The following is an 11,665-nucleotide window of genomic DNA, read 5'->3' as shown; positions in this document are numbered from 1 at the left end:
CACCCTAACGATGCGCCGGCAAAATGCGGTATGCCGGCTCGGTCAGGCCGGTCGCGACCAGCACCTGACCGGCCGGCGGGGCACCGCAGGCCCGCTCGCAGCCCACGAAGTGCCGCCGACCGGCGCCCGCGTCACCGGCCCGTGCGGCCGCGGCCGCATCGGCGCGTACGTCGGCGAGCCCATGGCGGCAGCCGGGGCTGCCGACGCACGCGCTGACGGTCAGCCACGGGGAGTCGGCGTCGAACACCAAACCCAGCGGCGCCAACACCCGCAGCGCCGCGTCGGCGACCCCCTCGTCGAGATCACACACCAGCACCGAGCGCCACGGCGTGATCACCAGCGGCGCACCGATCACCGCCAGGTACTCGGCCACGTGGGCGGTCAGCACCCCGAGCGGCACCGCCGCGCCCAACGCCACCCGGCCGTCGTCCTGCTCGATCCACCCGACCGGCGGCTGCCCGACCGGCGCGAACCGCTGGCCGTCCGGGGCGGCCTCGGGCAACAAGTCCTGTGGTCCGCTCAATTCCGTTACTCGCCACGCATTTCCGCGAATCTCCACAAACCGCGAAGCCAGCGTGACCAGCGTATCCACCACGTCGCCGGCCGCCAGGCGGACCCCGGTGTCGCGTCCGCCGATCAGCAGCGCCACCGCGTCGTCGAGAACGTGGACGCCCACGTCGGCGCCCAATCCGGAGACGTCGCCGCGGCCGTCGTCCAGGCTGAACCAGAACCGGCCCGGCAGCGTCGCCAACTGCGGGGCGCCTTGCAGCGCCGCGTCCAGGTCGGCAACCCAGCCGCGGACGTCGGTGCGGCCACCGACGCGACCGGACAGCGGTGAGGCAACGATATTGCGGGCCCGCTCATGCGTGGCCGACGGCAGCAGCCCGGCCGCGGCGACCGCCTCCGCGACGGCGCGGGTGTCGGTGATGCCCCGGATCTGCACATTGCCGCGACCTGTCAGCTCCACCGTGCCGGCCCCGTGCCGGGTCGCTGCCTGGGCCAGCGCGGCCATTTGCGCGGCGCTCAGCAGCCCGCCGGGCAGCCGCACCCGCGCCAGCGCGCCGTCGGCGGCCTGGTGCGTCTGCAGGGCGCCGGGACAGGCGTCGGTGTCGCGCGTTCTGGGCACCGCTTCACGGTAGCCGCGGCGACGCGCAGCCGTCGATCCACCGGTTCGAATCACGGCAGAATTAACCCTGGTCGTCGGTGGGTGGCGATTCCTATCGTGGCAGCGATGACCTCGGCCAGACCGCCTGCGGGCGTTTCGCTGCGCGGCGTCGGCCGAGCATTTGGCCCACGGGCTGTTTTGCAGGACCTGCACATGGAACTCGCCCCGGGCGAGCTTGTCGCCTTGCTCGGGGCTTCCGGCAGCGGCAAATCGACCGTGCTGCGTCTGGTCGCCGGTCTGGATCGCCCGAGCACCGGGCAGATCGACATCAACGGCACCGCGGTGCGGGGCATCGATTCCCGCTGTGCCGTGGTGTTCCAGGAGCCACGCCTGCTGCCCTGGCGGACACTGGCCGCCAACATCGCGTTCGGGCTCCCGGCAGGTACACCAAGATCGGAAGGCCGTGCCGCCGTGCAGCACTGGCTGGAGGTGGTCGGTCTGCGGGGGTTCGCGAACCATCGGCCACGCCAAGTCTCCGGCGGCATGGCACAACGCGCTGGCCTCGCCCGAGCTCTCGTCCGCCGCCCAGCCGTGTTGCTGCTCGACGAGCCATTGGCGGCGCTGGACGCGCTCACGCGGCTGCGCATGCAGGATCTGCTGGATCAGGTGCAGCACCAGGCGGGCACCACCACGCTGTTGGTGACCCACGACGTCGACGAAGCGTTGCTTCTCGCCGACCGCGTGCTGGTGCTGGGCGCCGGTGCAACCGGCGGCGCCACCATCGCCGCGAGCGTGGAGGTTCCGGTCGCCAAGCCGCGTGATCGCGCAGATCCGGTACTGGCCGCACTGCGCGGCCGATTGCTGGGCGAACTCGGCCTTATCGAGGGTGCCGCACCGGCACACGTTGGTCCCGATGAACAGGAGCTCTCCGTATGAAGTACCACCGCCTGACCGCGACCGTGGTGATCGGCATGCTGGCGGCCTCGGCGTGCGGTACCAATGGGGCCTCACCCACCTCCAAGCAGATCCACCTGGACTATGCGTACTACAACCCGCTCAGCCTCGTCGTGCGCGATCGGCATTTGCTGGAAAACGACGGGTACCAAGTGACCTGGGTATTGTCGGCCGGCAGCAACAAGGCCAACGAAGGGCTGCGTTCCAACGCGCTGGACTTCGGGTCCACCGCCGGCGCGGCCGCACTCGCGGCGCGCGCCAACGGCACACCCATCAAGGTCGTCCAGATCTGGGCCAAGCCCGAGTGGGCGGCGCTGGTCGTGGCCAAGGACTCACCGCTCACCTCGGTGGCCGACCTCAGGGGCAAGAAGATCGCGGTGACCAAAGGAACCGATCCCTACTATTTCCTGCTGCAAGCGCTCGCGACGGCGGGTCTTTCGCGAAAAGACGTCGAAATCGTCAACTTGCAGCACGCAGACGGCAAAACCGCGCTTGAGCGCGGCGATGTGGACGCCTGGTCCGGGTTGGACCCGTTCATCGCGCAGACGGTGCAGGAGCAGGGTTCCCGATTCCTGTACCGCAACCCCGATTTCAACACATACGGCGTTTTGAATGCTCGCGAGGAAGTCATCTCGTCGCGTCCCGACGTCGTGCAGTCGGTCACCAATGTCTATCAGGAGGCTCGCACGTGGGCGACAGCGCATCCGGACGAGTTGACGCAGCTTCTCGCGCGGGAAGCGAAGATCTCCTCGAGCGTGGCCAAGGAGGAGTTGCAGCGCACGGCGCTGGACATCGATCTCGTGCCGGGCGATCCCCTGCGCGCGGTGCTCACCAGAATTTTGCCGCTCGCCGTGACCGACAACGACATCAAGTCCGAAGACGCTGGCCGGGGCGCGCTCGCGACGCTGACCGAACCGAAATTCGCCCAGCAGTCGGCGCCGTAGCGGCCCGCGCAGCGCTGCGGCGCGCGCCAGCGCTGCTACTCGGCTCGATCGCTCCGCTGGTATTGCTCGGGGTGTGGCAACTGGTCACGGCCAACGGCGTGTTTTCCGCGAGCCAGCTGCCGCCACCTGCCGATGTCATCAGCGCGTTGACCGAATTAGCGCGCCGCGACGAGCTGTGGACGCATCTGCGGGTCAGCATCTGCCGAGCGGTCCTCGGCTACTTGTGCGGCGCGGTGGCGGCGCTCGTCCTCGGTTCACTGGTGGGTTTGTCGGTCATGGTGCGCCGGCTGTTGGCGCCGACGGTCGAAGCCTTTCGGACGGTGCCGTCCTTGGCGTGGGTTCCGCTGCTGCTCCTGTGGTTCGGCATCGGCGAAGAACCAAAGATTCTGCTGGTCGCGCTCGGAGCTTTCTTCCCCGTGTACACCACGACGGCATCGGCGCTCTCCCACGTCGACCCGCACCTGCTTGAGGTGGGACGGGCCTACGGCCGGCGCGGTGTGTCTTTGTTGCTGACCGTGCAACTGCCTGCTGCCGCGCCTGCCCTGCTGAATGGGCTCCGATTAGGCTTGGCCAATGCGTGGCTGTTCCTAGTTGCCGCCGAACTGATCGCGTCCTCGAAAGGCTTGGGGTTCCTGCTGATCGACAGCCAGAACACCGGCCGCACCGATGTGATGGTGCTCGCCATCGTCCTGTTGGCGGCGCTAGGCAAACTCAGTGACAGTGCGTTCGGTGTCGTCGAGCACCGTGTGGTGCAACGGCGCAGTTGAGCGTGGGTAAGCGCGCCGAAAACCACCTGTCTGCGTTGCGCTACCGGTGATGCCGAAAGAGAGGTAATCCGCTACTCGTGCGGCAAGGGATTCCCGGTCATAGGTTGTTGGTATCAACCCGGATTCACCCCACCCGCAGGAAGACACGACCCGAAATGTCCACCGCCGAGCGACAACCGGCACGGCCCCGCGCCCGATGATGGACGCTTTGCTGCCCGTCTTCACCGGTGTGCTGCTGACGCTCAGTGCGTTCGGCGTCTACAACCTGCAATCGTGGCTTGAGCACTGGGACCACGACCGGCATCTCGAGGACTAACTTCGCACATTTGCCCTGGACACGGGCGTAAACTGCCCCCGACACGCGCCGTCCAGCAGGCTATGGGGGTCAGGTGCACGCAGATGCCGCCTCGAGGCCCGGTTGGCCCATCGTGGCGCGCGACGCCGTGTTCCATCAGGCGTTGACCGCCCTGAACGACGGCGACGGCCGCCGCGGTGTGGCGTTGATCGGCGACAGCGGGGTCGGCAAATCGACACTGGCTCGCGCCCTCGCCCACACCCTCGAGTCGGGCGGGCGCACGGTGCGGTTTGTGCTGGGCACCGAAACGGGGTGCGCGGTGCCGTTGGGGGCTTTCTCGCGCTCGGTGACCGTCGAGGCGGCCCATGAACCTGCCACGATGCTGGCGGCCGCGCACGACAGCCTGGCTCAAGAACCCGACCTGGTTCTGGTCGTGGACGACGCCCAGTTGCTCGACCCGCTGTCGGCAATGCTGGTGCACCGGCTGGCCGCGCGCGGTAGCACCCGGTTGATCGTGGCGATCCGGTCGGCCGAGGCGGTGCCCGACCCGGTGACGGCGCTGCTGAAAGACCGGCTGTTGCTCAACCTGCACATCGCGGCGTTCACCCGGGATCAGACCGGCGAACTCGCCCGCGCCGTGCTCGGCGATGCCGTCGAGCCCCGGCTGGTCACCGAACTCTACGAGCGCACCGCGGGCAATCTGCTGCTGTTGCGGGGACTGTTGAGCGCGGGCCGGGAGAGCGGCATCTTGGTCCACACCGAGGGCGGCTGGCAACTTCGCGGACCGTTGCACGCCGACCGCGAACTCTATGACCTGCTCGAGTTTCGGCTGCGCTCGCTTGCCCCGGAGGAATTGCAGGCGGTCGAGATGCTGGCCGTCGGAGAACTGCTGGATTGGGAGATCCTGCGCGGACTCTGCGATGACCGGGCGCTGGCACGCCTGGCGCGGCGCGGCTTTATCCAGTTGGTCGCCGACGGATCCGACACGGTGGCGCGGCTGAATCACCCCGTCCTGGGCGAAGCCGCCCTCCGGCTGGCCGGCGTGGTACGGACCCGCCAGCTCAACGGCCTGCTGGCACAAGCTCTTCAGACCCACCGGCGCCGCTCCCGGTTACCCGATGTGCGCGGCCAGATCCGGCTGGCCCAGTTGATGATGCACAGCGACCTGACCCCGGACCTCGATGTCCTCATCGGTGCGGCGGCCGCCGCGGTGACCATGTCGAGCGTCGGTTACGGCGAAGAGCTCGCCCGATTCGCGTATGACCGCGGCGGCGGGGTGTCCGCCGCGCTGGTGCTGGCCGATGCCCTGAGTTGGCAGGGCCGCGGTGAGGAGGCCGAGGCGGTGCTCGGCGACGTCGCTCCCGATCCGGGCGACGAGCTGCTGAGCGTGCGATGGGGCTGTCAGCGGGCGGCGAACCTGTTTTGGGTGTGCGGCCGGGTGGACCCGGCGCGGGAGGCGTTAGCCGCCACCCAGGCGTGCGTGGTCGCCGAGCCGGTGCGTGGTCTGGTCACCGCCCTGGAGTTGTCGTTTGCGTTCTTTTCCGGGGACGTTGCCGCGGCGCTCGATGCCGGGCCGACGTTGTGTGCCTCGGATGCCCTGCCGCTGGCCACGGTGTGGGCGGCGGTCGCAACGAGCTGCGCATGCGCCCTCGCCGGGCGGTTTGACGAGGTGCAGCGCACCGCGCAGACCGGGCTGCGGGCGGCCGCGCTCAGCGATTCGGGACCGCAACGCTTCGCCATCGGGGTGGCCGAGATGCTGGCGTTCACCGCCGCGGGTGATCACCCCGCGGCCGAGCGGGTGTGCCAACGCTACGCGGCGATGGCGGCCAGTGTCCCGCAGGCGGATGCCATGGTGAACACCATGCGCGGGCTTTTGCACCTGTCCCGCGGCGCCCTGGCATCCGCGTGCGCGGCCTTTTGCGACTCGATATCGGCGCTGTCGCAAGGCTTTCCGTCGCCCTGGACCATGCTGGTGTCCGCCTGGTGGGCGCAGGCTGAAGGCGCGCGGGGCGATGGGGAGGCCGCCGGCGCGGCGCTGCGCCGTTCCGAACACGCCTCCGGGCCGCAGGTGGCCGCGTTTTTGCCCGAACTTGAGCTGGCCCGCGCCTGGGAGCGGGCGGCGGTCGGCGAGACCACGGCCGCCCGGATGCACGCGGCGCGCGCCGCGCAGATCGCGCAGCAATCGGGGATGTCGGCGGTCGAGATGCGCGCCCTGCACACCGCCGCCAGGTTCGGTGACCGCGTGCACGCGGCCCGGCTGGGGGAGCTGGCGCAGACCCTGACCACGCCGATGGCGACGACGATCGCCACCTACGCCCGTGGCCTGGCCGACCACGACGGCGACACCCTCGACGCCGCCGCCGACCGGTTCGCGGAGATGGGGGCGGGCGCCCTGGCCGCCGACGCCGCCGCGCAGGCGGCGCGCGAACACGCGCGTGCCGGCCACCGCAGCAAGGAATTGGAGTCGTCGAGTCGGGCGCACTGGCTGGCCGGGTCGGGCGAAGTCCGCACCCCGGCCGTCGTCGCCGCGGCGCAGCCGCTCCCGATCACCGACCGGGAACGCGAGATCGCGATGCTGGTCGCGGCCGGGTTATCCAACCGCCAGATCGCCGACCGGCTGACCGTTTCGGTGCGCACGGTGGACGGCCACCTCTACCGCATTTTCGCCAAGCTCGGCATCGAGCGCCGCGACCAGCTGGTGCGCCTGGTCAAGCGGGCCCAAGCCGACGCCTAAGCGGGCGGTCAGGCGCTCATTTCCCGGTCCGGGTCGATCCATCGGCGCTGGTTCGCCATCGAGATGAGCCGTCGCGCGGGCGCCCCGTTGACCGTCTCGCGTTCGCCGAGCACGGCGCGGGTGTGGACCAGCCCAGCGGTGGTCTCGGTCAGCATCACGCCGCCCGGCGGTGCCACTGACTCCACCCGCTGGGCCAGCCCGGCTTCGGCCCCGAGTGTGGTGTAACTCAGTGGGGTGCAACCGCTTCCGCCGACGATCACCCGACCCGAGTGCAGGCCCACCCGCAACTGCAGCAGCACGCCGTCGGCATCCTCCAGCTGTGCGCTCAGGCACTGCGTTTCGGTGTGAATGTCCAGGGCGGCGCAGCAGGCCCGTACGGCATGGTCCGCCAACGCGACCGGGGCGCCGAACACCGCCACGACGCCCGCCTCGGTGCACGTGTCGACGATGCCACCGTAGCGGCGGACCACCATCGCCCAGCAGTCGAATAGCGCGGCCATGACTTCGCCGAAGCGTGGTGCGCCGAGCGCCGCCGCGATGTCCGCCGATTGCACCACACCGACGAACAGCACCGTCATTTGCTTCTGCTCGATGGTGTTGCTTGGCAATGCGATCGGTGCGTCGCAACCGGCTGAGCTGAGGCTGTCGCGGGGCGTGCGCCGACGCATTCCGCGACGCAGCAGGACGGCATTCCTCAGCATGGGACCGGTTAGGCTTGCAGTTTCGCCATTTTCGCGCTGTCGGCGTGGAATTCACCGCGGACAACCTTGCCCTGGCGGTCGAACCTCAACACGTTGACGAACGGGGACTCCGCGCTGCCCTTGTCGTTGGCGAAGCGCTGGGTACCGAGCGCGACGACATAGTCGCCGCCGTCGATGTACTCGCGCGGCTCGATCGTGACGGTGCTCCAGTACTCGGGCAGCCGCGCCATCATGTCGATGATCTCGTCACGTCCGCGCACCTCCCCGCCCGGCTCAATCTCGTCGGAGGAGTACCAGACGGCGTCTGGGGCGTAGAACTCTTTCAAAGCCGCCAGATCCCCGCGGCTAAACGCCTGGTAAGCGGACCGGGCAGTATCGACGTTGGACATTTCGGATCCTCGGTTCGGTCGGGTCAGCACCTATAAGCTGATGGCCACTCGACTATGGCGCCGCCTTGCCGCAGCCGAATAGAGTAGCCGCGTACCTCAGTTTTCGGCGATACGGTACGAATGGTGGGTGCCCGATCCCACCGTGCTGCTGTTGTCGACCTCCGACACCGACCTGATCACCGCCCGCGCCAGCGGCGCGCGCTACCGGTGGGCCAATCCGGCGCGGCTGCTCGTCGAGGACCTGCCCGACCTGCTCGACGGCGCCGCCGTCGTGGTGGTCCGCATCCTGGGCGGCTACCGGGCCTGGCAAGACGGCATCGACGCGGTGCTGGCCAGCGGGGTCCCGGCCGTGATGGTCAGCGGTGAGCAAACCCCGGACGCCGAGCTGATGGACCGCTCCAACGTTCCGGCCGGTATCGCCGTGCAAGCGCACATCTATCTCGCCCAGGGCGGCGTCGCCAACCTGCGCCAACTGCACGCCTTCTTGTCCGACACCGTGCTGATGACCGGGATCGGGTTTTCGCCGCCGGTGGCCACCCCGACCTGGGGCCTGCTGGAGCGGCACGGCGCCGGTGCTGCCGACGGGCCGACCATCGCGGTGTTGTACTACCGGGCCCAGCAACTGGCCGGCAACACCGGCTACATCGAGGCGCTGTGCACCGCGATCGAGGCGGCCGGGGGTCGCGCGCTGCCGCTGTACTGCGCGTCGCTGCGCACCGCCGAACCCGAACTGCTGGACACGCTGCGGCGCGCCGACGCGATGATCGTCACCGTACTGGCCGCCGGCGGCAGCAAGCCGGCGACGGCCGCGGCCGGCGGCGACGATGACGGCTGGAACGTCGAACACCTGGCGGCGCTGGACATCCCGATCCTGCAAGGCCTGTGTTTGACCACCGACCGGGACCAGTGGTGCGCCAACGACGACGGCCTGAGCCCGCTCGACGTCGCCAGCCAGGTCGCGGTCCCCGAGTTCGACGGGCGCATCATCACGGTTCCGTTCTCGTTCAAGGAAATCGACGACGAAGGACTGATCTCGTATGTCGCCGACCCGGAGCGCTGCGCCCGCGTCGCGGGTCTGGCGGTGCGCTATGGGCGGCTGCGCGGCATCCCCGCCGCCGACAAACGGGTGGCGGTGGTGTTTTCGGCGTATCCGACCAAGCACGCCCGCATCGGCAACGCCGTCGGCCTGGACACCCCGGCCAGCGCGGTGGCGCTGCTGGCCGCGCTGCGCGACCACGGATACCGAGTGGGGGAGCTGCCCGGCCTCGACGCCCGGGACGGTGACGCGTTGATCCACGCGTTGATCGAGGCGGGCGGACAGGATCCGGACTGGCTGACCGAAGCGCAGCTGGCCGGCAACCCGACCCGGGTGTCCGCCAAGGACTATCGCGCCTGGTTCGCCACCCTGCCCGCCGAGTTCGCCGCCGCCGTGCAGCAGCACTGGGGGCCACCGCCCGGAGAGTTGTTCGTCGATCGGACCAACGACCCGGACGGTGAAATCGTCATCGCCGCACTGCGGGCCGGCAACGTGGTGCTGCTGGTGCAGCCGCCGCGCGGCTTCGGCGAGAACCCGGTGGCGATCTACCACGACCCGGACCTACCGCCCAGCCACCACTACCTGGCCGCCTACCGCTGGCTCGGTTCGGATTTTCCGAACAGCTTTGACGCCGACGCCGTGGTGCATCTGGGCAAGCACGGCAACCTGGAGTGGCTGCCCGGCAAGACCCTGGGGATGTCGGCGGGCTGCGGGCCAGACGCCGCGCTGGGTGATCTGCCGCTGATCTACCCGTTTCTGGTCAACGACCCGGGGGAGGGCACCCAGGCCAAACGCCGCGCGCACGCGGTGCTGATCGATCACCTCATCCCGCCGATGGCACGCGCCGAAAGCTACGGCGACATCGCCCGTTTGGAGCAGCTGCTCGATGAGCACGCCACCATCGCCGCGCTGGACCCCGGCAAGCTGCCCGCGATCCGCCAGCAGATCTGGACGCTGATCCGCGCCGCCAAGATGGATCACGACCTGGGGCTGGCCGAGCGTCCCGAAGACGAGCAGTTCGACGACATGCTGCTGCACGTCGACGGGTGGCTGTGCGAGATCAAGGATGTGCAGATCCGCGACGGGCTACACATTTTGGGTCAAGCCCCCGCCGGGGAACAGCAACTGGATCTGGTGTTGGCGATCCTGCGGGCGCGTCAACTGTTCGGCGGCGAACACTCGGTGCCCGGCCTGCGTCAGGCGCTCGGGCTGGCCGAGGACGGCACCGACGAGCGGGCCTGTGTCGATGAGACCGAGGCGGCGGCCCGCGGGCTGGTCGCCGCGCTGCAGGATGCCGGCTGGGATCCCGACGCCGTCGCGCGACTCACCGACAACCCCGATGTCGCCGCGGTGCTGCGGTTCGCGGCCACCGAGGTGGTGCCGCGGCTGGCCGGCACCGCCAGCGAGATCGAGCAGGTGCTGCGCGCCTTGGACGGTCGGTTCATCCCGGCCGGACCGTCGGGCTCACCGCTGCGCGGGCTAGTCAACGTGCTGCCCACCGGGCGCAACTTCTACTCGGTGGACCCCAAGGCGGTGCCGTCCCGGCTGGCGTGGGAAACCGGGGTGGCCATGGCGGATTCGCTGCTGGCCCGCTACCGCGACGACTACGGGCGCTGGCCGGCCTCGGTGGGTTTATCGGTGTGGGGCACCTCGGCGATGCGCACCGCCGGCGACGACATCGCCGAAGTGCTTGCGCTGCTGGGTGTTCGGCCGGTGTGGGACGACGCGTCGCGTCGGGTGGTGGACCTGGAGGCGATCGGGTTGGCCGAGCTGGGCCGGCCCCGCATCGACGTGACGGTGCGCATCTCCGGGTTCTTCCGGGACGCCTTCCCGCACGTGGTGACCATGCTCGACGACGCGGTGCGGCTGGTGGCCGACCTCGACGAGCCCGACGACGACAACTATGTGCGGGCCCACGCGCGGGCCGACCTGGCTGCCCACGGCGACCAGCGGCGCGCCACCACAAGGATTTTCGGCTCCAAGCCGGGCACCTACGGGGCGGGGCTGCTGCAGCTGATCGACAGCCGCAACTGGCGCGACGACGCCGACCTGGCGCAGGTGTACACCGCGTGGGGTGGTTTCGCCTACGGCCGCGACCTGGACGGCCGACCCGCCAGCGACGACATGAACCGGGCCTACCGACGCATCGCCGTGGCGGCCAAAAACACCGACACCCGCGAACACGACATCGCCGACTCCGACGACTATTTCCAGTACCACGGCGGCATGGTGGCCACCGTGCGGGCGTTGACCGGGCAGGCACCGGCGGCCTATATCGGTGACAACACCCGCCCCGACGCGGTCCGCACCCGCACCCTGTCCGAGGAGACCACCCGGGTGTTCCGGGCCCGGGTGGTCAACCCGCGCTGGATCACCGCGATGCGCAAACACGGCTACAAGGGCGCCTTCGAGATGGCGGCCACCGTCGACTACCTGTTCGGCTACGACGCCACCGCCCATGTGATGGCCGACTGGATGTACGAGCAGCTCAGCGAGCGCTACGTGTTGGACCCCGACAACCGCAAGTTCATGGCCGAGTCCAACCCCTGGGCGCTGCACGGGATGGCCGAGCGGCTGCTGGAGGCGGCCGGCCGCGGCATGTGGGCCGAGCCGCAGCAAGCCACCCTCGACGGGCTGCGTCAGGCGCTGCTGGAGACCGAAGGCGACCTCGAGGGCTAGTTTCGGCGAGCAGACGCAAAAGCCCCCGAAAACGGTCCCGTAAGGGGGCTTTTGCGTCTGC

General features: G+C 69.7%; 8 protein-coding genes. 5 read left to right on the top strand and 3 right to left on the bottom strand.

The features are described from left to right. Window positions 1-4: 4 nt before the first annotated feature. Window positions 5-1,126: a precorrin-3B synthase gene (gene cobG, locus ACAG26_RS22080; protein ID WP_370485210.1), complete on the bottom strand. Its 1,122-nt coding sequence runs from the start codon at window positions 1,124-1,126 to the stop codon at window positions 5-7. Window positions 1,127-1,231: 105 nt separating this feature from the next. On the opposite strand from cobG, the gene ACAG26_RS22075 reads away from it, so the two are divergent. The 4 genes from ACAG26_RS22075 to ACAG26_RS22060 all read left to right on the top strand — a co-directional run bounded on the left by ACAG26_RS22075 (window position 1,232) and on the right by ACAG26_RS22060 (window position 6,799). Beyond that, window positions 1,232-2,041 (top strand): ABC transporter ATP-binding protein, encoded by an 810-nt coding sequence (locus tag ACAG26_RS22075; protein WP_370485209.1) that lies wholly within the window; start codon window positions 1,232-1,234, stop codon window positions 2,039-2,041. Continuing rightward, complete coding sequence (locus tag ACAG26_RS22070) at window positions 2,038-3,003, top strand: aliphatic sulfonate ABC transporter substrate-binding protein (RefSeq protein WP_370485208.1); 966 nt, start codon at window positions 2,038-2,040, stop codon at window positions 3,001-3,003. Before ACAG26_RS22075 ends, ACAG26_RS22070 begins: the two co-directional genes overlap by 4 nt. A 71-nt stretch (window positions 3,004-3,074) precedes the next feature. Beyond that, window positions 3,075-3,770: an ABC transporter permease gene (locus tag ACAG26_RS22065; protein ID WP_370485207.1), complete on the top strand. Its 696-nt coding sequence runs from the start codon at window positions 3,075-3,077 to the stop codon at window positions 3,768-3,770. 428 nt (window positions 3,771-4,198) lie between these two features. After that, window positions 4,199-6,799: a LuxR C-terminal-related transcriptional regulator gene (locus tag ACAG26_RS22060; protein WP_370485206.1), complete on the top strand. Its 2,601-nt coding sequence runs from the start codon at window positions 4,199-4,201 to the stop codon at window positions 6,797-6,799. Between the two features lie 8 nt (window positions 6,800-6,807). Here the strand turns inward: ACAG26_RS22060 and ACAG26_RS22055 are convergent, their stop codons facing one another. Both ACAG26_RS22055 and ACAG26_RS22050 read right to left on the bottom strand, forming a co-directional pair. After that, window positions 6,808-7,377, bottom strand: a complete 570-nt coding sequence (locus tag ACAG26_RS22055; RefSeq protein WP_370485205.1) for an adenylate/guanylate cyclase domain-containing protein — start codon at window positions 7,375-7,377, stop codon at window positions 6,808-6,810. A gap of 131 nt (window positions 7,378-7,508) precedes the next feature. After that, window positions 7,509-7,889 carry a nuclear transport factor 2 family protein gene (locus tag ACAG26_RS22050; protein ID WP_370485204.1) on the bottom strand — a complete coding sequence of 127 codons (381 nt, stop codon included), beginning with the start codon at window positions 7,887-7,889 and terminating at the stop codon, window positions 7,509-7,511. A 127-nt stretch (window positions 7,890-8,016) separates the two neighbouring features. On the opposite strand from ACAG26_RS22050, the gene cobN reads away from it, so the two are divergent. Next, entirely contained in the window at window positions 8,017-11,604 is a 3,588-nt protein-coding gene (cobN, locus tag ACAG26_RS22045; RefSeq protein ID WP_370485203.1) for a cobaltochelatase subunit CobN, read from the top strand. Window positions 11,605-11,665: the final 61 nt, after the last annotated feature.

Origin of the sequence: Mycobacterium sp. pUA109, from assembly GCF_041287095.1 — a bacterium.
Lineage (GTDB): Bacteria > Actinomycetota > Actinomycetes > Mycobacteriales > Mycobacteriaceae > Mycobacterium.
This window is presented reverse-complemented; position numbering and strand designations above follow the sequence as displayed.

What these genes read in the sequence shown, in the direction of transcription:
- ACAG26_RS22075 (WP_370485209.1), top strand. Translation starts at nt 1,232, where the DNA reads ATGACCTCGGCCAGACCGCCTGCGGGCGTTTCGCTGCGCGGCGTCGGC.
- ACAG26_RS22070 (WP_370485208.1), top strand. Translation starts at nt 2,038, where the DNA reads ATGAAGTACCACCGCCTGACCGCGACCGTGGTGATCGGCATGCTGGCG.
- ACAG26_RS22055 (WP_370485205.1), bottom strand. Translation starts at nt 7,377, where the DNA reads ATGACGGTGCTGTTCGTCGGTGTGGTGCAATCGGCGGACATCGCGGCG.
- ACAG26_RS22050 (WP_370485204.1), bottom strand. Translation starts at nt 7,889, where the DNA reads ATGTCCAACGTCGATACTGCCCGGTCCGCTTACCAGGCGTTTAGCCGC.